Below are 22,619 nucleotides of genomic sequence, written 5' to 3'. Positions count from 1 at the left end.
GGCTGCTTTTTGGGCGTCTTAATAAAAGCGGGGATACGAAAAAAGAAAAACGAATCGTCGTAGTTTGCAACGATTCCATATCATCTTCAACGCTTCCGACAGGAAACAATGGAAAAACGACAATTTCCCCGGAAATAATTCGAAGCATTCGATTCTTTTTTGTTTAAACATAAGAAAACGTCCATCGACGGACATTGAAAGTAGGCAAAACGGGTTAGCAGATATTTTTCTTGAGTTATAAAGAATCGGAGGCTCCGAAACTTATAGTTTCTTATATCACAAAGAAAGAGGGTTCCTTTAGGCCGATTTACCTACGGAGAAACCCTCTTGTCCGTTAACCGCATGTCTAAATATCCTACTTCAAGCTTGTGAACACTTTCACGTTACCCCTCTAAATCGCCGACATGATCCAAACCGACGCAATACCGATGGAAGCTCGAGAGCGAGTCGGAACACGCAATCGCGTCAGCCACAAGTTTCGCGATTTGACGCGCCCCTTCCTCCGAAAAATGGGTATCGTCTGCGACTCCTTCGGGGTAGTTGGGATGCTGATTGGCGGGCAGGTGCAAAAACAAAGTTGTGGATGCTTCCGGTCCCAAATCGCGGTATAAAAGCTGGGACGCGGCAAAAATGTCAAGCAGCGGCGTCCCGGTTGCCGCCGCAACTTCCCTCATCGCAGCCGGATAGGGACCGACCGCGAGCGGATCGGGAAGGCCATCGGCGGTAAAACGCCGACGGCTGACGGATGTAAGCAAAACCGGCGTCGCTCCCCGGTTCCGGGTAGATACGATGAAATGTCGCAAATTGCTGCGGTATTCCGTATCGGGATCGGTATAGCGTAAAGGGTCTTCCTTTTTTTCGTCGTTATGGCCGAACTGGATCAGCACGGCATCGCCCGCCCGAAGATCCTGCTCGATGGCCGCCCACCGGCCTTCGTCTAGAAACGATTTGGTGCTGCGGCCGTTGACGGCGCGGTTGTCGATCACGAGTGGAGGCTTCAAGAAACGGCCAAGGTATTCCCCCCAGCCGGCCATCGGTTTTTGGGAGGGATCCTTGGCCGCCGCCGTTGAATCGCCGGCGATAAACAGTTTAGGCGCCATTCGGCTCATCTCCCTTAACAAAATGATGCCGTTGCAGCCACTTTTGACAGCATTCGACCCACTGGCGGCAAAGGGGATGATCCTCCGCCAGCCCGAGACCGTGGCGTCCGTCCTCGAACACATGCAGTTCAAAAGGAACGCCGGCTTTGGACAAAGCCGCGGCAAAACGCAGGCTGTTCTCCACCGGCACAGCCGCGTCATTCGCCGTCGTCCATAGGAAGGTTGGCGGCGTATCGGCGGTTACCCGGGTGTCGGAGGAGTTTCTTTGAACCGTTTCGGGGGCAGGATCGGCTCCCAAAAACCGCTGGCGGCTTCCCTGATGTGTGTACGGCTCCTCGAACGTGATGACCGGGTACGACAGGATCAGAAGATCCGGTTTGGACGAAGCGGTCGTAGCCGTGATCGAAGCCAAATGTCCTCCGGCGGAAAAACCGATCATGCCGATTTTATCCGGGGTTACACGAAATGGTTTGGCCGTGTTCCGGGCCCAGTCGATCGCCTCAGCGACGTCCCGTATTAATGAAGCCGGATTAATCGGCTCCAGCTGATAGTGAAGCACACCGGCATGCATGCCAAGAGCGTTGAACCATTTCGCGATCGCTTCGCCTTCGTGCTGGGCCAGATGCTGGTAGCCGCCGCCAGGGAGGACGAGCATAAAAGGAAGCTCAAGTCCGGATGCTTCTTCAACCGGATAGAGCAAAAGAGAGGAGCCCGGAGACGTTTGGGTCTCCGCTGCTCCTTCCAGGTGATGGCGAATGTGCAGCATGGTAGAATCCTCCTTATTCGGCGGCCACAACGGCCGGGAACCCGAAATACGCCGCGGCATTATGATAGGCGATATCTTCGACCATCTGCCCAAGCAGCGCCATGTCGTCCGGCGCCTCGCCGCGCTCCGCCCACTCGCCGATCAGCTCGCACAATACCCGGCGGAAATATTCGTGGCGCGTATACGACAGGAAGCTGCGGGAATCCGTCAGCATGCCGACGAAACGGGAAAGCAGGCTGTTGTCGGCAAACATCGTCAGCTGATGGCGCATGCCGCTGCGCGTATCGTTGTACCACCAACCGGAGCCGAGCTGCATTTTGCCCGGCGTATCTTTTTGGTAGCAGCCCATCAGCGCGAGCAGGGACGGATAATCGTTCGGATTGAGCGAATACAGGATCGTTTTCGGCAGCCCCTGCGCGCTTTCGGCCCGGTCGAGAAGGCGGGACAGCGATTCGGTGAGCGGCAGATCGTTTAAGCCGTCGTATCCCGTGTCCGGCCCGAGACGGTTGAACATGAGTGTGTTGTTGTTGCGATACGCGTGAATATGCAGCTGCATCGTCCAATTTTTTTCATGATACATGCCGATCAATGCCGATAGGAGCTCGGTCCGGTATACGGTTATTTCGGCATGGCTAAGCTCCGATCCGGCCAGCCGCTTGGCGAAAATGCTTTCCACGGCTGCAGCGTCGCCGGCTTCGTAGCGCAGCACGTCAAGCGCATGGTCGGAAAGGCGGCAGCCTTGCTCATGGAAAAAGTCCACGCGCTGCTTCAGCGCTTCCACAAGCGCAGCATAAGATCGAACCTGTACGCCCGCCGCCTGCTCCAAACGCTGAAGCCAGTCGATAAAGCCGGGCGCGTCGATGTTCAGCGCTTTATCCGGTCGGAACGCAGGCAGCACCTGGAAGTCCTGTTCCTCTTTTTTCAGCAGTTGGTGATATTCCAGGGAATCGGCCGGGTCGTCTGTCGTACATACGATTTTGACGTTCGAATTTTTGATGATGCTGCGGCGCTTAAACGCCGGGGTAGCCAGCTGACGGTTCACTTCCTCCCAAATCCGCGGCGCCGATTCCTCGTTCAGCAGCTCATCGATGCCGAAAAAGCGGCGAAGCTCCAAGTGGGTCCAGCTGTACAGCGGATTGCCCACCGTTTTGGGCACGGTGACGGCCCAGGCCATAAACTTGTCGTAATCCGGGGCATCCCCCGTAATATGCGATTCGGGAATGCCGTTGGCGCGCATCAGCCGCCATTTGTAGTGGTCGCCGGAAAGCCAGGCTTCGGTCAGGTTGCGGAACGGCTTGTTTTCGTAAATTTCCTTCGGGTCGAGGTGGCAGTGGTAATCGATGATCGGCATCGATTTGGCGTGTTGATGGAAAAGGGTGCGTGCGGTTTCGGTCGTCAGCAAAAAGTTATCGTTTAAAAACATGATAGCGGCATCTCCTTTATGTAGATGTGATGGAACATCGGAATTCCCCCCCCGAAGCATCGGCTTCACTTTGCGGGGTGCATTTGTTTTTTCGGGGTCCCCGCAAAGTAATCGGAATAAGCTTCGAAGCATTCACTTCACTTTACGGGGTGCATTTGTGTTTTTGGGGTCCCCGCAAAGTAATCGAAATGAACCCCGAAGCATCGGCTTTACTTTGTGGGGTGCATTTGTTTAGTTCGGGGTCCCCGCAAAGTAATCGGAATAAGGTTCGAAGCATTCACTTCACTTTGTGGGGTGCATTTGTTTGTTCGGGGCCCCCGCAAAGTAATCGGAATAACCCTCGAAGCATTAACGTCACTTTGTGGGGTTATTACAGCGTGACGCCGGTTTTGAAAATGGCCAGCTCGCGCACGTCGTTTTGCTCGTTTCGGGTTTTGCGGCCGCTGGCGACATCAATGACATATGCGATAAATTCCTCCAATATGTCGGCCATCGGGACGTTCAGCAGCGGCCCGGCGTTAAAGTCCATCCAATGGCCTTTTTTGGCGAACAGCTCGTTGTTGGTGGCGATTTTTACGGTCGGAACAAAGCTGCCGAACGGCGTGCCGCGCCCGGTCGTAAACAGCACGAGATGGCAGTCCGAAGCCGCCAGCGCCGAGGAGGCGACAAGGTCGTTGCCCGGCGCCTGCAGCAGGCTCAAGCCTTTCTTCCGGAGCTTTTCGCCGTATTGCAGCACGTCGGCGACGGGCGCCGTCCCGGCCTTTTGCGTGCAGCCCAGCGACTTGTCCTCGAGCGTGCTGATGCCTCCCGCTTTGTTGCCGGGGGAAGGGTTTTCGTATACGGGTTCTCCGTACGACAAAAAATACTGTTTGAAATTTTGGATGAGTTCGGCGATGGATCGATAAACCTCTTCGTTTTGCGCACGGGCCATCAGCATTTTTTCGGCGCCGAACATTTCGGGCACCTCGGTCAATACCGTCGATCCGCCTTGGGAGATCAGAAAATCGGAAAAAGCTCCGAGCAGCGGGTTGGCCGTAATGCCCGAAAAGCCGTCGGAGCCCCCGCATTTCAAGCCTACGTTCAATTCGCCGATCGGCACCGGCACGCGGCGGTCCGTTTTTGCGGCCTCGTACAGCTCTTCCAGCAGCTCAAGCCCGGCTTCGACCTCGTCGCCGACCTCCTGCGCCACCAGAAATTTGACGCGTTCCCCGTCATAATCGCCGAGCAGGCTGCGGAATTCGGCCACGACGTTGTTTTCGCATCCCAGTCCGAACACGAGGACGCCTCCGGCGTTCGGATGTTTGACCGCGTCCAGCAAAATGCTGCGGGTTTGCCGGTGGTCGTCGCCAAGCTGGGAGCAGCCGTAGGGATGCTTGAGGATGGTGACGTTGTCGAACGGACCCAAATCGGGATGCATCGCCTTGAACTCCTGCAGCATCTGCTCGGCGATGCCGTTTACGCAGCCGACCGTCGGAACGATAAACAGATCGTTACGGATGCCGACGCTGCCGTTTTTGCGGCGATATCCCTGAAAGGTCAGCCCGCGCTGCGGATAGGTCACCGGATGCAGATCCGGCACGTATTCGTATTCCTCCTCGGCGGTCAGGTTCGTCGCGATATTATGGGTATGAACCCATTCGCCGGGTTCGATGGCAGCGGTGGCATGGCCGATCGGATAACCGTATTTCGTAATCATCGCTCCCGGTTCGAAACGGTCCAGGGCGATTTTATGGCCTTGGGGAATGTCCGAAAAGGCGGTCAGCGGCCGGTTCAAGCCGATGATCGGTTCGCCGGCGGCAATCGGGCGGAGGGCGACGGCAACCGTGTCCCGCGGGTTCAATTTTAGCCATTGTTTCATAGGGATCCTCCTATACCAGTTGTTGTAACGCTGCACGGCTGCCGGCACGCTCCAATTCGCGGATATGCTCCGTTATGGCCGGAACGAGGTCCGGGATGCGCGTCAAATCTTCTCCCCATAAGCTTTTGTTCTTCAAGATGTTTTCGGCAAAGGCTTCAGGCCGGCTCCACGCCTCGTCAAAAGCGGCCGCGACCTCCGGCAGGTCCTGGCGCGGTATGCGGTCGCCCCGGTAACTCAGCAAGAGTGCGGCAAAAGAAAGCGTCAAAAGCGGAGGAAGCGTTCCGTTCTTATGCCGGTACTTGCTCAGGATCGGCAGCAGGCGCGTTTTGAACTTGGCGATGCTGTTGAGCGATATGGACGCCAGTTCATGCCGGATAAACGGATTGCGGAACCGCTCCCGGATATCTTCGCCGTAGGCTAACACTTCGGGGAGCGGAAGGTCGAGCATGGGGGAGATTTCGCGTTCCATCAGCTCCCGCACGAACCGGGAAAAACATTCGTCCCGCATGACTTCTTCAACCGTTTCCAGTCCGGCAAGCCGCCCCAGCGGCACCATCGCCGTATGCGGACCGTTCAGCAGATGGACCTTGCGCTCGCGGTAAGGCGTCATGTCGCCGGTAAAGACGACGTTCAGCCCCGCTCGGTCAAGCGGCAGCTTTTCGGCTAACCAATCCGGGCCTTCGATGACCCAGAGCAGATAAGGTTCGGAGGTAACCATAAGTTCGTCCTTGTAGCCGAGCTCATTCCCGAGTTCTTCCGCTTTGCTGCGCGGATAGCCGGGAACGATGCGGTCCACCAGGCTGCAGCAAAAGGTATTTTCCTCTTCCAGCCACTTCATGAAACCGTCGCCGAGCCGCCACTCCCGCGCATACCGCTGCACGATCCGCTTCAGCTGCTCGCCGTTGCGGTCGACAAGCTCGCAAGGGATGATGACGAATCCTGTTTTGCCAAGCGTATAACGCCTAAACAGCAAGGCCGCCAATTTCCCCGGAAAGCTGAGGGGCGGCGCGTCCCCGGCCCGGTCCGCGGCGTCATAGGCGATTCCGGCTTCGGTCGTATTCGAGGTGATGAATTCCAAGGCGTCGTTTTCGGCCAAAGCGAGGAAATCTTCAAATTGCGTATACGGATTGACGACGCGGCTGACGCTAGCGACGATCTCCCGGGAATCGACGGTTTGCCCTTGGTAAATGCCGTTTTGCAGCACGGTAAAAAGCCCGTCCTGCTTGTTGATTGCTTCGGCTTGCCCGTTTCGGGTCGGCTGCACGACGATTGCGCTGCCTTGAAAAAGGCCCTGGCGGTTCATCCGCTGCAGCTGCCAGTCGACAAAAGCGCGCATGAAATTGCCTGCGCCAAACTGAATGACGCGTTCGGGATATGCCGGCAGATCCGGAAAAAGCCTTCTGGAAAGCTGTTCCGCCATGAAAATCATCTCCTGGTTCATGATGTTTGTTTATGCACACGTTAACATTTTGGTTAAAAAAGAATGGCTTCTGATGAAGATGTTAAACAGAAGCCACGCTTTGACGCACCACCAGCGACGTTTTGACGAAAACCCGCTCGGGTTCGGCGCCGGGATGATCCATCAGTTCGATCAGTTTCGTCGTGCCGAGCTTGCTGATTTCGGCAACGGGCCGGTGGATCGTCGTCAGCGCCGGGTTCGTGTAGCGGGAGAAGACGATGTTGTCGAAGCCGATGAGCGACATTCGCTCCGGAACCGGAATTCCGTTGGCGTAACAAGCGTTCATCGCCCCGATCGCCATGTCGTCGTTGGCGCAAAAAACGATGGAAGGGGGATCCGGAAGGGAGAGCAGCGAAGCCATCGCCTCATATCCGCTTTCGATGCCGTAGTCGCCCGACGCGAAATACTCGGGGACTAATGGCAGCCGGTTGGCAATCAGGCTGTCGATGAATCCCTGTTTGCGTTCCGCCGCGGATTTGAAGCCCGCTTTTCCCTCGATGATCGCAAATTTCCGGTGCCCCTGCGCTGCGGCGTAATCGATCGCTTCCTTGACGCCTTCGCGGTCGCCCGCAACGACGTTCATAATGCCGGGGTCCTCCAGCTGCCGGTTCAGCACGACAAGCGGGATGCCCATTTTTTTGACGTGATAAATGAAGGCGTTGTCCGCATCGCTTTGGCTCATGACGAGGATGCCGTCGAAGCGCTGCGGCAAAATGGCGTCAAAATGTTTGATGCCGTCGATGCCGTGCACGGTCAGATTGTAGTTCTCGTCCAGGACATGGTGGATGCCTTTCATGGCGTCGACGAGAAAGCTGGCGGATGTTCCCTGTTCGATGCTCGAAAAAAACAATCCGATCGTGTACGACTTTTTCATCACGAGGCTTTTGGCGCTGTAGTTGGGTATGTAGTTCATTTCGGCGGCGATTTTTTCGATTTTGTCGCGGGTTTCCTTTTTAATGAGGGAACTTCCGTTCAGCGCCCTGGAAACGGTGGTGTGGGAAACGCCCGCGACACGCGCAATATCTTTTATCGTTATCATTGGAACCTCATGTCATTTCTATTGTTCACGCATTCAGTTTAAGTTCTCCAAATTGGGAAGTCAAGGGAAATCCAAGAAATTGCACACGTGAAAAATCGTTTGTCAATATCATGATGTAAACGCTATAATTGGAACTAAAGACGCAGGTAAAGGAGCATTTCGATGAAAAAAGGCCGCATGTTTTACAAAACCTTCATACCGATTCTGGTGCTTGGCGTCGGGCTTGTCGTCAGCTTCGGAGCCTATATATACGTAAATACGACGCATTCGGTCGTGGACAGGGTCTCGAGCAGCAAGCAAAGCTTCATCTCCCAAACGAAAAATTCCTTGGAGCAAAAAATCCAAACGATCGAATACGCCTTTAATACATACAGCACGACCAGCTCATTCGAATCCGTCGTCAAAAACCCGATCACGGAAAAGGATTTCGAGGCGTACCGGAACGTCAACACGCAGCTGAACTATATTGCCACGATGGGGCTGGACGGCACCGAATATTCGCTGATCAGCCTGGTGCAGAATTGGAAAATTTCCAACGGCAAACTGACCTCTTTAACGGAGAAGGACCGCAAGGCGCTCTACGACGATTACATCAACGGCAAGGACCGGGGACTCTTTTGGATGAAGACGGATAACGGCATCCGCTTCGTCAATACGCTGCCCGCCTTTTCGACCAAAAAGCAGGCGATCGCCTTGTCCGACATTTCGCTCGCCACCTTGGACAATACGCTGAAAACCGAAGAGAACACGCCGATCATCATTCTGAACAAGCAGGGCGAGCTGATGTATGAGACAGGTCCCGAAGACAAGCGGCTGACGAAGGAGCAGCTTGCGGACATCGTGGAATCCGTCGAGCACCGCACCGGAATCGTTACGGTACCGAACGCGAGCACCGGACCCGTCAAAGCGATATACGCCCGATCGACGTACAACAACTGGATTTACGTAACGTTGCTCGACCAGAAGGAAATTTCCACGGCGCTGAAGACGACCAAGTTCGGCCTGATCATGATGGGCCTGGTCATTACCGTATTTATCGTTATCATCGCATACATGATCGCCGTGTATTTCAACAAGCCGCTGCAGCAAATCCAGCGGAGCCTGCCCAAACCTCCGCATTCGTCCTTCAAAAACGAAGTCGAATGGATTTTGCATTCCATCAACCGGATCGTTACCGAAAAAGAAAATCTGGAAAACCTGATCGAAGCCGAAATGCCGCAGCTGGAGACGCAGCTGATCCTCAACCTGTTCCGCAACAGGGTTACGCCGGAAGAGCTGGAGCGGATCATGCCTCGTTTCGGATACGAACCGATCGAAGATCCGCGCTACGTCACGATGCTGATCCAACTGGACAGCTACGGAGGCCGGGAAGCGGCGGACAAAGATTTGCTGCTGCTGGCCATCAACAAAATGGTCGAAGAAATCGTGCCGAAGGAATCGAGGCTTTTGCCGATCATGTTGAACGACAAAACGCAAGCGACGATTCTGGCGTTTAACGGAACCGGCGAGCAGGAGATCCGGAAGCAGGTGCTGGATTACGCCAAAACGATCATGAAAGCGGTCCGCGAATATTTGAAGGTGTCGGTCAGCTTCGGCATCAGCCAAACGTACGGGCGGCTGTGGGAAAGCAAGGAAGCGTGCGAGATGAGCAAGCAGGCGCTGCATCACCGCCTCAACCTCGGCAAGGAATCGATCATTTTCTACGAAGACATGGCCATGCTTCTGTCGGGACCGGCGCTGCTTCATTATCCGTCGGAGCTGGAATCCCAATTGTTCGACGCGATCCGGCTGGGCGACGAAGAGCAGGTTCCCCGTTACCTGTATCCGCTGCTGGCGGAAATGATGAAAAAAAACAAACAATCGATGAACTTCGAAGTGGCGCTCGTGCGATTCGTGAACAACCTGATCCAGCTGGAGCAGCTGCTGGGCGTCGAGGTGCTGATGACGCAGGACAATCACGCGCTGTACCACCGCCTGCTCGACATTCGGAATCCGGAAGAAATCGAACGCATTTTGGTGCAGGAAGTCATTTTGCCGATGGTCAAAAGCATGAAGGAAAAAACGAACCGGCAGTTCCGTTCCTTGTCCGAAAAAATCGCCGCCATCGTCCGGGCCGAATACGACCAGGAATTGTCCCTCGAGTGGATCGCCGACCGGCTTCATTACAACCCGAACTATCTGAGCAGCATTTTCAAAAAGGAATTCGGCATGACGTTCAGCGAATATTTGATGAATTACCGGCTCGAAATGGCCAAAAAATGGCTGGTGGAGACCGACATGACGATCAAGGACATCGCCGAGCGGCTGCAGTACCACAATTCCCAAAACTTCATCCGTTCGTTCCGCAAAAAAGAACATGTCACCCCCGGGTCGTACCGCAAGCTGAAGCAGGCGCAATAATTCGGGCGTAAGCGAAGAAGTCTTGTTTTCACGCATCTCCAACGCTGCGGGGAAAGCAAGACTTCGTTTTTAAGAACGGGTTATCCTTTGACCGAGCCGAGCAGCGCGCCTTTGACGAAATGTTTTTGCACGAACGGATAAGCGATCAGCATCGGCACCGTCGCGATCACGATGACGGCCATTTTGATCGTCTGCGCGGGAGGGACGACGTCGACGGACGTGCTTTCGGCCTGCATGCCGCTGGAGACGATGACGATCTGCCGCAGCAGCACCTGGATCGGCCATTTGACGGAATCGGTAATGTACATGATGGCGTTCATGTACGTATTCCAGTAGGCCACGCCGTAAAAGAGCGAAATGGTGGCGATGGAGGGCAGCGCCAGCGGAAGCATGATTTTAAAGAACACCCCGAAGTCGTTGCAGCCGTCCATTTTGGCCGATTCCTCCAGGCTGTCCGGCAGCGCCTGAAAGAAGTTCCGCATGATGATCAGGTTAAAGGCGTTGATGGCGACCGGCAGGATGAGCGACCAGTAGGAATCGATCAGCCCGAGGCTTTTGACGACGAGGAACGTCGGAATCATGCCGCCGCTGAACAGCATCGAAAACACGACGATAAAGTTGATCGCATTTCTTCCATATAAATATTTGCGGGACAGGCCGTACGCCATCAGCGCGGTCAGGGCCATGCTCACCAGCGTGCCGACGAGGGTCACGCCGATCGATACGGCCAAGCTTTTAAAAATGGTCGGCGTCGACAGGATGTAACGGTAGGCATCCAAAGAGAACGTGGTCGGGAACAAAATGAACTTTTTGGCCACCACTTCCTGCGTCGATGCAAACGAACTGGCGATCACGTTCACGAAAGGCAGCAGGCAGGCAAGCGCGATCAAAATCAATAACGTGCTGTTTGCAACCGTAAAAGCGATGCTGCCTGCGGATTCTTTTTTTCTAATGGATCGTGCCATAAGTTTGTCCTCCTTGTAGTCGGTTTCATGGACACTGTACCAAGACGGAAGGGTTACGTATATAATCAAATGCTAAGGTGCTGAGGCGGGCGTCAAACCGCGGGCAAATTATGCCGGACAGGCCCTATAATCATTATGTTGCATCGTGATCCTCAGATGAGATGAAGCGGCGGGAAAAGGCGTCGTTACGCGGTTTTGCAACCGCTGTCACGAAATGATTATGTACGGAATGCCGAAAAGATCCTAAGCTGAACAACGTAGACGTCAACACGCTGACAAGGAGGTCGACTCGGTGAAGGATTCAAGTACCGCCGCAGTGAACATGAACATGACAACCGTTAAAAAGGAGCGGCCCGCGCGAATGCGCCTGGAAAGCCTGAAACGCAACAAACTGCTGTACCTTATGATTTTGCCCGGCGTGCTTTACTTCATTATTTTCAAATATTTGCCGATGGGCGGTCTGGTGATCGCGTTCCAGGACTATCAGCCCTACCAAGGCATCGCGGGCAGCCCGTGGGTCGGATTGAAGCATTTTACCCGTTTGTTTACGGAGCCGACGTTTTTTATGCTGCTGAGCAACACGCTGATTTTGTTTGTGCTGAACATCGTCATCTTTTTTCCGCTGCCGATCCTTTTGGCGCTCATGCTGAACGAAGTCCGGCACAAGCTGTTCAAAAACGCGGTTCAAACGATCATCTACATTCCGCATTTTATGTCGTGGGTCATCATCGTCTCCATTACGTATGTGTTCCTCACGGTGGACGGAGGGGTGTTCAACGAAATGCTCGCCACGCTAGGGCTGCCGAAAATCAGCTTCCTGACCTCTCCCGAATGGCTTCGGACCGTATACATCGGACAAGTCATTTGGAAGGAGCTCGGCTGGTCCACCATCATTTATTTGGCCGCAATCACCGTCGTGGACACCCAATTGTACGAGGCCGCCGAAATGGACGGCGCGGGCAGGCTGCGCAAAACATGGCATGTGACGCTGCCGGCCATCCGTCCGGTCATCATTACGCTTCTGATTTTAAAAATCGGCAGCACGCTCGATCTGGGCTTTGAACATATGTACTTGCTGCTTAATTCCCTCAACCGCGAGGTCGCCGAAATTTTCGACACCTACATTTACACCGCCGGTCTGAAAAACGGCCAGCTCAGCTTCAGCACCACCGTAGGCCTTTTCAAAGGGCTCGTAGGGCTGATCCTGGTGATGCTGTCCAACCGGCTCGCCAAAAAATTCGGGGAAGACGGCGTCTATTAAGCAAGCGGATGAGATCCACTCTATCTTTTTACAAAGGGGAAATGAAGATGAGAAAGATGGTCAAAACCATGGCTGCGCTTGCGATTTGCTCCACGCTGGTGCTGACGGCATGCGGCGAAAAGACGAAAACGGGGGGGACGACGACCGGCAGCGGCGCCGATCCGAACGCAAAAACCACCATTACCTGGCTCAACATTCTGCATACGGCGTCGCCTCCGACGGATACGATCATCAAGAAGATCGAAGAAAAAACGAACGCGGAGGTCAAGTTCTCCTGGATTCCGGACGCTTCCAAGGAAGAGCGCATCAATACGTCGCTTGCTTCGGACTCTTTGGCGGATATCGTTACCCTGACCATTCTAGACAACTCTTCCGTCCGCAATGCGCTGAAATCGGGCATGTTCTGGGAGGTGGAGCCGTATCTCAACGAGTTTCCGAACCTGGCCAAAATTTCGGAGGATACGCGCAGATCCGCTTCCATCGCCGGCAAATTGTACGGCATCCCGTTCCAGAAGGACTTGGCCCGCAACGGCGTCGTCATCCGCAAGGATTGGCTGGATAAGGTCGGCCTGCCCGTGCCGAAAACGATGGATGAGCTGATGGAGGTCGCCAAAGCGTTTACGGAAAAAGATCCGGACGGCAACGGCAAAAAAGACACGACCGGCTTTATGGACCGCAGCGATCTTGTTTACGGCGCCTTCAAAACGCTGGGCTCCTACATGGGCGTCCCGAACTATTGGAAAGTAAGCGAAGACGGCAAAATGACGCCGGAATTCGATACCGAGGAATACGTCAAAACGATGGATTACATGAAAAAGCTGTACGATAACGGCTACATCAACCAGGACTTTGCCGTGACGGCGAAAACCGACCAGCAGCAAAAATTCGCGCAGGGCAAAGCCGGCATTTACGTGGGAGCCCTCTTCGACAGCAAAAACCTGAAAAACATGGCGAAAGGCGTTCAGGACAACATGGAGCTCGTGCTGGTCAACAACATTACGCCGACCGGCAGCGAATCCGAGCGCCATATTTGGGCCGGAAACAACGGCATCGGCGGCCTGCTGGCCTTCCCGAAATCCGAAGTGAAGGATGAAGCGGAGCTGAAGCGGGTGCTGAAATTCGTCAACGATTTGATGGATGACGATACGTACGCGCTGATGACGTACGGCATCAAAGACGTTCACTACAAAGTGGACGAAAACGATGCGGCCACGATCATCAACCAGGATTTGTGGCAGCAGGAAGTGCAGCCATTCGCTTCTTCCCGTCCGAACGAAACCGGTTATAAAATCCACGATTCCGATCCGCTGAAGGCCGAGTCCGACAAGCTGATCAAGGAAAACGCGAACTACGCGGTGCTGAACCCTGCTTATTCGCTGGAATCGGAAACCTTCTCCACGCAGGGCTCCGAGCTGCAGAAAATCATAACCGATGCGACTTACAAATACATCCTTGGCAAAATCGACCTGAACGGCTTTAAGGACGCGGTCGAGAACTGGAAAAAATCCGGCGGCAGCAAAATCATTTCCGAATACGAAGCCGCTTACCAAGAAGCGAAAAAATAAAGAATTGATACCATATCAAAAATAAGGCCCTGTCCGCCTAACCCGGGGTTAGGGCCTGTTTATTCCGCAGGAGGTCATCATGGAACAGGCAAACTGGGCCGGGCGAACGGCCGAATCCATCATGGAACGCACCCCGAAACTGTATGAGGACAAAGGATATCACGGCAAATGGTCTTATGATTACGGCGTGGTGCTGAAAGGCTTCGAGCTGCTCTGGCGGCAAACCGAAGAACGCGCGTACTTTCAGTACATTCAGGACAACATGGACGCATTTATTCAGGAGGACGGCATGATCCGGGGGTACCGCCTCGACGAATATAACATCGATCATATCAATAACGGGAAGCTGCTGTTCGTGCTGTATGCCGAAACGAAGCTGGATAAATACAAAAAAGCGGCGGAGCTGCTCCGAACGCAGCTGCAGACGCATCCGCGCACATCCGAGGGAGCGTTCTGGCACAAGCAAATTTATCCTTATCAAATTTGGCTCGACGGCTTGTACATGGGCTCCCCGTTTTATCTCGAATATTTGCTCACGTTTGAGGACGGGAAAGGCATCGGCGACGTCACGAAGCAGTTTATCCTGTGCGAGCGGCATACGAAGGATGACAAGACGGGGCTTTTGTTCCATGCATGGGACGAAAAAAGGGAGCAGCCTTGGTGCGATCCCGAAACCGGGCTGTCCGCCAACTTCTGGGGCCGTTCCCTCGGCTGGTTTGTGATGGCGCTGGTTGATGTGCTGGCCATTTTGCCCAAGCAGCATGCCGATTACGACGAGCTTGTCCGCATCCTGAACGATACGTTGGCGGCCATCCGCAAATTCCAGGACGCCGAAAGCGGCGTCTGGTATCAGGTGGTGGATCAGGGAGCCCGGAAGGGCAATTACTTGGAGGCTTCCGCTTCCAGCATGTTCACCTATGCGATGGCCAAAGGAATCCGTCTGGGCGTGCTGGACGAAAGCTGGCGGGGAACGCTCGATCAAGCGTACCGCGGGCTGATTTCCGAATTCGTGCTGGAAACGAAGGCAGGCTGGGTCAATCTGAACAAGAACTGCCAGGTTGCCGGACTCGGCGGCGCCGACAAACGGGACGGCACGTACGCCTATTACATCAGCGAGCCGATCGTAACGAACGATCAAAAAGGGCTGGGCGCGTTTTTGCAGGCGTGCGCCGAATATGAAGCGCTGCCCCGCCCATAAGGAATTGCGGGCGTCGGCCCCGATGATTATGGTTGGCCGGAGTTCAACTTAACGGAGAGGAGCTGGCATCCCAGTGCATAACATTATCGATTACGGAGCGCGCCGCAACAGTCCCGAACCTTCCACGGAAGCGATCCATGCCGCCATCGCGGCGGCAAGCGAAGCCGGCGGCGGCACCGTATACGTCCCGGCGGGAATTTTTCGGACGGGCGCGATCTTTTTAAAGGACCATATCGAGCTGCGGCTGAGCCCGGGGGCGGTGCTTTCCTTTACGACGGATCCCGGCGATTATCCTGCCGTGGAATCCCGCTGGGAAGGCGTTCAGCGTCAGGTTCACGCCTCCTGCATTTTCGGCAAAGACCTCGTCAACGTGTCGATTACAGGCAGCGGGACGCTTGAGGGCAACGGCCAGGCGTGGTGGGATCTGTTTCGCAACCGGAGGCAAGAACTGAAGTACCCGCGGCCTAAGCTGATCAGCCTCGACGGCTGCTCCCGGGTCACCGTCAAGGACGTGACGCTGCGGAATTCCCCAAGCTGGACGATCAACCCGATCCGCTGCAACGACGTGACGATCGACAACGTCTCGATCTGGAACCCGGCCGATTCGCCGAACACCGACGGCATCGACCCGGAATCCTGCAGCAACGTGCGAATCAGCAACTGCCATATCGACGTCGGGGACGACTGCATCGCCATCAAGTCCGGAACCGAGGACACGAAAGAACGCGTTCCGTGCGAAAACATTGCGATCACCAATTGCACGATGATCCACGGCCATGGCGGCGTGGTGATGGGAAGCGAAATGAGCGGGGACATTCGGAACGTGACCATCGCGAACTGCATCTTCAAGCAAACCGACCGCGGCATCCGGCTCAAGTCGAGACGGGGCCGCGGAGGAACCGTGGAAGATATACGGGTCAGCAATATCGTGATGGAGGACGTGATTTGCCCGTTTATTATGAACCTGTATTATTTTTGCGGCCCGCGCGGCAAAGACAAATACGTATGGGATAAACGCCCGTACCCGGTAACGGAGGAGACGCCGACGTTCCGGCGGATTCATTTTGCCAACGTTACGGCCCGGAACGTCCATGCGGCGGCCGGTTTTTTGTACGGACTCGCCGAGCGGTACGTTGCCGAGGTGACGTTTACGGACATCGACATTTCGATGGCCGAACGGGCCGTTCCGGGTAAACCGGCGATGATGGCTGGGATCGAGGACATGAATAACCGGGGCTTTTACCTCGGCAACGTGCGGAACGTGCGGTTCCGCCGCGTCACGATCGAAAATCACGAGGGACCTGCGTTTTATATCGAAAACGGGGAGGACGTCGAGGTGGTGGACTGCCGCTCGCGAAACACGCGCAAGCCGGAAAAGCTGGTGGAGCAGGTTACTGCGGCTCCGCCGGAGGAAGAGCTTAGCGAGACGGAAGCGTAGAACCTAAAGGGCGGTTTGCCGAAGGATTGGATATCGACGGCTGAATTCGATTGAAGAGGGCGAAGAAAGGACGGCCATGCATGCTGGTTGGAAAGGAAAGCTTTTGCGACTATCATACGATCGGGGAAGCGGCGGACGCCCTGGAACGGCTGCCCAATGAGCAGCCGGAAACGCTGTACATCATGTCCGGCGTTTATGAAGAGGCCGTTCGCATTTACCGCTCGAATTTGCGCATCGTCGGCATCGGGCGCGTGGAGATCACGAGCAGCCGTTACGCGAAACAAAAGGACGAGAAGGGGGAGGAAATCGGAACCTTTGCGACGCCGACCTTGTTTTTGGGAGGCAGGCGGCTGATGCTGGAAAACCTCACCGTGACCAATGCGGCGGGGCAGGGGGACGACATCGGGCAGGCGGTTGCGGTATCCGCGTATTGCGACGAAGCGGTTTTTCGCTGCTGCACCTTCAAGGGTCATCAAGACACGCTTTTTACCGGTCCGCTGCCCCCGGCGACCAAGCAGGGAGGTTCGTTTGGCGGAATCCCGGTTCGGGAGCATCATGACCGCTGCCGCCAGCTGTACCGGTACTGCCGGATCGAAGGCACCGTCGATTTTATTTTCGGCGGAGCGACCGCTTATTTCGAGCAGTGCGAGATTCGCAGCTTGCGGCATGCGAAGCGGGGGAGCGGGTATGTGACGGCGGCTTCGACGCCGCCGGGAGCTGAACACGGTTACGTGTTCCGGGATTGCCTGTTGACGGCGGAGCAGGGCGTTTCGGACGTTTATTTGGGCCGTCCCTGGCGGGAACATGCCAAAACGGATTTCGTCGGCTGCAAGCTGGGCGGGCATATCGCTCCCGCAGGTTGGCATAACTGGGACAATCCCGCCAACGAAACGAAGGTCCGTTACCGGGAATTCGGTGTTTCCGGCGCCCTAGCGCTGCGGGAGCGGCGGGTTCCATGGGCGCTTTGCACCGATTCGCTTGATGCGGCTCCGGCTAAACAAGACGTGTTCCAAGGCACGGATTTCTGGATTCAGGGAGGAGAGAACGGAACATGGCAGCGACGACGGAAAGAGTCGTGATCAAAAACCCGATTTTGAAAGGATTTAATCCGGACCCGTGCATATTGCGCGTGGAGGACATGTATTACATCGTGGTGTCTTCGTTCGAATGGCTTCCGGGGCTAAGGGTGTACCGGTCCCGGGATTTGGCCTCCTGGGAGCATTTCACCGATCTGCTGACGGACCAGGTCGATTTGCGGGGCAACCCGAAAAACTGCAGCATATGGGCGCCGCAGCTCAGCTATTGCGACGGTCTTTTTTACCTGGTGTACACCGACGTCAAAAGCACGAAACGCCCGTTTAAGGATGCGCATAATTATTTGATCACCGCGAAGTCCCTTGAAGGGCCGTGGTCCGAACCGGTGTATCTGAACAGCAGCGGCTTCGACCCGTCTTTGTTCCATGACGAGGACGGGCGCAAATGGCTGCTGAACGCCTTGTGGGATTACCGCATTCCGGAGGGCAACAAATCGAGCGGCATCGTCATTCAGGAATACGATCCGGCAAAGGGAAGGCTCGTCGGCAAGCCGCATAAGCTGTTCGATTGCACGTGGCTGAAAAAGACGGAGGCTCCCCATATTTACAAACGGGGCGGATATTATTACCTGATAACGGCCGAAGGCGGAACGGGCTCCGGGCATGCGGTGACGGTGGCGCGCTCGAAGGAGTTGCTCGGCGCCTACGAAGTCGATCCGCGCAATCCGATGCTGACCTCGCGCGGGCGGCCGGAGCTTGCGCTCCAATGCGCGGGACATGGCAGCCTGGTGCAAACGCCGCAAGGCGAATGGTACATGGCCCATCTTTGCACGCGTCCGGTTGAGGGCCAATACGCCATTTTGGGGCGGGAAACGGCGCTGCAGAGCGTGTATTGGGATGACGAAGGCTGGCTGCGCCTGACAGGCGGCGGCAGCGATCCGCGCACGGAGGTGCCTGCGCCGCTCGGCATGGAGAGGGCAAAGCAGGCGAAACGGCATATTTTCGAAGACGCATTCGACGGCGAGCGGCTGGACAAAACGTGGAACACGCTGCGGATTATGGCGGATGAAAGCTGGTGCTCCCTGCGCGAGCGACCCGGTTTCCTGCGGATCCGCGCCGGCGAGTCGCCGCAAAGCCTGTTTCGCCAGCATATGGTGGCGATCCGGCAGACGGACGTCCGTTTCCGGGCCGAAACCGCGTTTGAGTTTGCGCCTGAAACTTATCTGCAAATGGCGGGGCTGCTGCTGTACCTGAACGAAGACAATTATTTGTACGCTTATGCCACCCACGAAGAAGGACAGGGCAAGGTGCTGCGGATGATGCGCTGCGCGGCCGACGAATTTTCGCTGCTTCCGGTCGCCGTTCCGGCAGGGGGCGGGGAACCGATCCATCTGTCCGTCGCTGTGGACGGTACAAAAGCGCGGTTTTATTACCGCGCCGGAAACGGGGAGGAGTGGCAGCGGCTGCATGAGACGATCGACATCGGCTTTTTGAGCGGAGGCTTTACCGGCAATTTTATAGCCGTCGCCGTTCACGACATGCAGCGGTTTGAGGGCATCCATGCCGATTTTGCCTACTTCCGCTACGAAGGAAAAGATGAATAAAACCGCGCTAACCGCCACTTGCGGCCATGCGCCAAGGAAACGGCGTTTACGATCACGGATCGTGCGCCGTTTTTTGTACTGCTCAAAGGTTCCCGCCACGATGCCCGAATAGATGCGTCGTTTTAGTAGTACGAACTCTGAGGGATTTTTAAGTCTCAGCAGATCCTTATTATTCCTATATAACCATTCTCCTATCTTTAGAGGGACAAAAGACCTATATTTAACCATAATTTGGAGAGATTTTTTGTGAAAAATTGACCATGTCTCATCATCCAAGCTCTGACATAATGGTGGACAGTACGAGAAATACGCTGCCTGAGGCAGAGTTATATCCTAAATGTTACAAAAATGTAATCTTTCAAGGAGGAAACAACATGATCAACATCAAGAAAAGCATGCTCGGCTGTCTTGCGGTATCGGCGGCGATATCGGCAGCCATCATTCTTCCGTCTCCGTCCCATGCGGCTGCGGCAACGGCTGCGGTTCAATCGGCAGCGAAGGCTCAGACAGGCTTGGTTCAAGCCTCGGTCCGTTTAAGGGACAAGCCCTCCCTGTCCAGCCAAGTGCTCGGTTACTTGAAGCGCGGGGAGCAAGTGACAATTTTGGACCAAAGCACGCCATATTACTACAAAGTAAAAACGTCGTCCGGCAAGGTCGGATACACAAGCTCCTCCAGCCAATACATCAAAGTGAGCGCGGGATCGGCCGGTTCGTCGAAGCCGGAAGAAAACACGTCAACGCCGAAACCTTCCCAAAACGCGTCCGCAGCCATCGAAAAGGTCATCCAAACAGGCATGAAGTACTTGGGCACACCGTATGAATTCGGCTCCGACCGGAATACGACCACGACCTTCGACTGCTCCGATTTCATCCGCCAAATTTTCAAGGAAGGGGCCGGACTGGTGCTTCCTGCCGATTCCCGCCAGCAAGGAGCCTGGATCAAAGAAAAAAGCACGCCGGTTTATGACGTAAGCGGACTGAAGCGAGGCGATATCCTCTTTTTCATGAGCTACAAGGGTTCCAGCAGCGCCGCGTACCAAGGCATCAACAAATCCAAAGAGCGGATCACGCATGTCGCGTTGTACCTGGGGGACGGCAAACTCCTTCATACCTATTCGCAAAAAGCGGGAGGCGTCGTGGTGACGGATTTTACAAATTCGTGGAAATACCGCTTTTTATACGGCGGCAGCGTATTGAAATAAAAAACAAGCCCGAACCGACACGCCGGAAACGGCGTGTTTTTTGCTTCGGGGCAAGCGATTGTTACTGCCGTGTCAATGAAACGCCTGACATCACGTTGTAAGCGTATACATGGCGTTTTTGATGTCAACTTCAAACAAGGCGCCGCAGGGATTGTCCGCCGATTGTCATTTTTGCGGTGCGGGCGTCAAACGGGCGATAATCGCAGCAAAAATGACATATTTACGATCGGCCGTATATGTTTTGGCATGGTTTTCATTCAGGATTGTAGCCGCTTTCAGGCGTCTGCAAAAATGGCATATTTACGGTTTCCACGCTGTCGGATATCTTTTGGGTTGTAAGCGCTGTCAGCGTGCCGGTGGCCAAACCCGGGCGCTGCGGCCGGCAAGAACGTTCAGTGGATGAGGGAGTGGTTCTATGCAGGATACGAAAACCGCCATTCCGCTAGGAGCGGCGCCGAAACCGAAAAAAAACGGCAAAGGCGCCTGGAAAAGGGTCGTTCAGAACTGGGAGCTTTACATCTTTATTGCGCCGGCGTTTCTGTACTTTCTCATTTTCTCCTACGGTCCGATGTATGGCATTCAAATCGCGTTCAAAAACTTCATTCCTACAAAAGGGATCACGGGCAGCCCGTGGGTCGGCTTCGACCATTTCACTCGCTTTTTTCATTCTTATTATTTCTGGGACTTGTTATGGAACACGCTGAGCATCAGCTTGTACGAACTCGCCGTCGGATTTCCGATCCCGATCATTCTGGCGCTGGCGTTTAACGAAGTCCGGAACGGCTTCTTTAAAAAGCTTGCCCAGACGGTCACGTATGCGCCTCACTTCATTTCCGTCGTGGTCATGGCCGGGATGATCATTTCCTTCCTGTCCCCGTCGACTGGGATCGTGACGCACATCATCGAAGGGTTCGGGTTCAAATCGCCGGACTTTTTGACGGATCCGAGATGGTTCAAAACGATGTACGTGCTATCCGGCGTATGGCAAAGCGCGGGCTGGGGGACGATCATTTACCTCGCGGCGCTTTCGGGGGTGGATCCGGGACTTCACGAAGCGGCGATCATCGACGGGGCCTCGCGGTTCCAGCGCATTCGCCACATTAATATTCCGACGCTGGTGCCGACGATGACGATCCTGCTGATTCTCAATATGGGAAGTTTGCTCGGGGTCGGCTTCGAAAAAATATTGCTGCTGCAAAACCCGTTAAATATGAGTTCTTCCGACGTCATTTCAACGTTCGTCTACCGTTCGGGGCTCGTGGATGCCCAGTACAGCTTTTCGACGGCAATCGGTTTGTTCAATTCCGTGATCAACTGCGTGCTGCTGATCGTCGTGAATCAAATCGTACGGCGGACGAGCGAAAACAGCTTGTGGTAAAAGGAGGCTGCGCGGATGCTTTCAGGCGTAAAAGAAACCAAACGCGACAAGGCGTTTCTCGTCTTCAACTATCTTTACGTTTTCCTGGCTTTTTTGATCGTGTTTTATCCGCTCGTCTACATGATCAGCGCATCGATCAGCGATCCGAAGTTCGTGGGCTCCGGGAAAATGTGGCTGTGGCCGAAAGGGTTCACCTTGGAGGGTTACAAGCGGGTGTTTGAAAATTCGAACATTTGGACCGGATACGCGAACACCATTTTATATACGGCGGTAGGGACTGCCATCAACCTCGTGGTAACGCTGCCCGCGGCATATGCGCTGAGCCGCAGGGATTTCGTCGGACGCAACTTCTTTATGGGCATGTTCATGGTGACGATGTTTTTTGGCGGCGGGCTGGTGCCGACCTACCTGCTGGTGAAACAGCTCGGCATGATCAATACGATGTGGGCGATCGTCATACCGTCGGCCGCTTCAATCTGGAACATCATCGTTTCCCGCACGTTTTTTCAAAGCTCGATTCCGAAGGAGCTCCAGGAAGCGGCCCAAATCGACGGTTGTACCAATATGCGGCTGTTCGTCAAAATCATCCTGCCCCTGTCGATGCCGATCATTGCGGTCATGGCCTTGTTTTACGGCGTGGGCAACTGGAACAGCTATTTCTCGGCGCTCATTTATTTGAATGATTCCGCCAAATATCCGCTGCAGCTGGTGCTGCGCCAAATTCTCGTTTTGCAGGAGATGGCGGCCCAGGGCGGCGGGGCGATCGACGCGTCGACGGCGGCGGCGATGAACAGCAAAGCGGAAATCGCGGCGCTGGTCAAATACGCGGTCATCATCGTGGCAACCGTGCCGGTCATCGTCATTTATCCTTTCCTTCAGCGTTACTTTGTGCAAGGTGTCATGATCGGTTCCGTCAAGGGCTGATCTTG

The 22,619-nt window shown here is 55.0% G+C and carries 17 protein-coding genes; 10 read left to right on the top strand and 7 right to left on the bottom strand.

Features of this window, described 5'->3' with window-relative positions; translation table 11 throughout:
• Positions 1-383: 383 nt before the first annotated feature.
• The 6 genes from RJP21_RS22105 to RJP21_RS22080 form a co-directional block, all read right to left on the bottom strand.
• Positions 384-1,100, bottom strand: a complete 717-nt coding sequence (locus RJP21_RS22105) for a rhamnogalacturonan acetylesterase (RefSeq protein WP_310861228.1) — start codon at positions 1,098-1,100, stop codon at positions 384-386.
• The gene (locus RJP21_RS22100; RefSeq protein ID WP_310861227.1) at positions 1,090-1,866 is read right to left on the bottom strand and encodes an alpha/beta hydrolase; all 777 of its coding nucleotides are present in this window, start codon (positions 1,864-1,866) and stop codon (positions 1,090-1,092) included. The genes RJP21_RS22105 and RJP21_RS22100 overlap by 11 nt, the downstream gene beginning before the upstream one ends.
• A 13-nt stretch (positions 1,867-1,879) precedes the next feature.
• Positions 1,880-3,289 carry a glucuronate isomerase gene (uxaC, locus tag RJP21_RS22095; protein ID WP_310861226.1) on the bottom strand — a complete coding sequence of 470 codons (1,410 nt, stop codon included), beginning with the start codon at positions 3,287-3,289 and terminating at the stop codon, positions 1,880-1,882.
• 370 nt (positions 3,290-3,659) lie between these two features.
• Positions 3,660-5,147: a UxaA family hydrolase gene (locus RJP21_RS22090; RefSeq protein ID WP_310861225.1), complete on the bottom strand. Its 1,488-nt coding sequence runs from the start codon at positions 5,145-5,147 to the stop codon at positions 3,660-3,662.
• A 10-nt stretch (positions 5,148-5,157) separates the two neighbouring features.
• Positions 5,158-6,567, bottom strand: coding sequence for a tagaturonate reductase (locus tag RJP21_RS22085; protein WP_310861224.1), 1,410 nt, complete (start codon positions 6,565-6,567; stop codon positions 5,158-5,160).
• Between the two features lie 82 nt (positions 6,568-6,649).
• Entirely contained in the window at positions 6,650-7,645 is a 996-nt protein-coding gene (locus tag RJP21_RS22080; protein WP_310861223.1) for a LacI family DNA-binding transcriptional regulator, read from the bottom strand.
• Positions 7,646-7,807: 162 nt separating this feature from the next.
• Between RJP21_RS22080 and RJP21_RS22075 the strand changes: the two genes are divergently transcribed.
• Positions 7,808-10,045: a helix-turn-helix transcriptional regulator gene (locus tag RJP21_RS22075; RefSeq protein WP_310861222.1), complete on the top strand. Its 2,238-nt coding sequence runs from the start codon at positions 7,808-7,810 to the stop codon at positions 10,043-10,045.
• An 80-nt stretch (positions 10,046-10,125) separates the two neighbouring features.
• On the opposite strand, the gene RJP21_RS22070 is transcribed toward RJP21_RS22075, so the two are convergent.
• Positions 10,126-11,010 carry a carbohydrate ABC transporter permease gene (locus RJP21_RS22070; RefSeq protein ID WP_310861221.1) on the bottom strand — a complete coding sequence of 295 codons (885 nt, stop codon included), beginning with the start codon at positions 11,008-11,010 and terminating at the stop codon, positions 10,126-10,128.
• A 292-nt stretch (positions 11,011-11,302) separates the two neighbouring features.
• Here RJP21_RS22070 and RJP21_RS22065 point away from each other — a divergent pair, with 292 nt between their 5' ends.
• The 9 genes from RJP21_RS22065 (at position 11,303) to RJP21_RS22025 (ending at position 22,614) form a co-directional block, all read left to right on the top strand.
• Positions 11,303-12,271 (top strand): ABC transporter permease, encoded by a 969-nt coding sequence (locus RJP21_RS22065; RefSeq protein WP_397386259.1) that lies wholly within the window; start codon positions 11,303-11,305, stop codon positions 12,269-12,271.
• A 47-nt stretch (positions 12,272-12,318) separates the two neighbouring features.
• On the top strand, positions 12,319-13,836 hold the full coding sequence (locus RJP21_RS22060) for an extracellular solute-binding protein (protein ID WP_310861220.1): 1,518 nt from the start codon (positions 12,319-12,321) through the stop codon (positions 13,834-13,836).
• A gap of 79 nt (positions 13,837-13,915) precedes the next feature.
• Positions 13,916-15,034, top strand: a complete 1,119-nt coding sequence (locus RJP21_RS22055) for a glycoside hydrolase family 88/105 protein (protein ID WP_310861219.1) — start codon at positions 13,916-13,918, stop codon at positions 15,032-15,034.
• A 67-nt stretch (positions 15,035-15,101) separates the two neighbouring features.
• The gene (locus RJP21_RS22050) at positions 15,102-16,472 is read left to right on the top strand and encodes a glycosyl hydrolase family 28 protein (RefSeq protein ID WP_310861351.1); all 1,371 of its coding nucleotides are present in this window, start codon (positions 15,102-15,104) and stop codon (positions 16,470-16,472) included.
• An 80-nt stretch (positions 16,473-16,552) separates the two neighbouring features.
• Positions 16,553-17,551, top strand: a complete 999-nt coding sequence (locus RJP21_RS22045) for a pectinesterase family protein (RefSeq protein ID WP_310861218.1) — start codon at positions 16,553-16,555, stop codon at positions 17,549-17,551.
• Positions 17,524-19,110, top strand: coding sequence for a glycoside hydrolase family 43 protein (locus RJP21_RS22040; protein WP_310861217.1), 1,587 nt, complete (start codon positions 17,524-17,526; stop codon positions 19,108-19,110). The genes RJP21_RS22045 and RJP21_RS22040 overlap by 28 nt, the downstream gene beginning before the upstream one ends.
• Before the next feature lie 374 nt (positions 19,111-19,484).
• The gene (locus tag RJP21_RS22035; RefSeq protein WP_310861216.1) at positions 19,485-20,312 is read left to right on the top strand and encodes a C40 family peptidase; all 828 of its coding nucleotides are present in this window, start codon (positions 19,485-19,487) and stop codon (positions 20,310-20,312) included.
• Between the two features lie 415 nt (positions 20,313-20,727).
• Complete coding sequence (locus tag RJP21_RS22030) at positions 20,728-21,690, top strand: ABC transporter permease (RefSeq protein ID WP_310861215.1); 963 nt, start codon at positions 20,728-20,730, stop codon at positions 21,688-21,690.
• Positions 21,691-21,705: 15 nt separating this feature from the next.
• The gene (locus RJP21_RS22025; RefSeq protein ID WP_310861214.1) at positions 21,706-22,614 is read left to right on the top strand and encodes a carbohydrate ABC transporter permease; all 909 of its coding nucleotides are present in this window, start codon (positions 21,706-21,708) and stop codon (positions 22,612-22,614) included.
• Positions 22,615-22,619: the final 5 nt, after the last annotated feature.

The sequence above is a fragment of the Paenibacillus sp. VCA1 genome (assembly GCF_031583795.1).
GTDB lineage: Bacteria > Bacillota > Bacilli > Paenibacillales > Paenibacillaceae > Paenibacillus_AQ > Paenibacillus_AQ albilobatus.
Note: the sequence above shows the minus strand (reverse complement) of the source record. Positions and strands in the feature narration are given on the sequence as shown.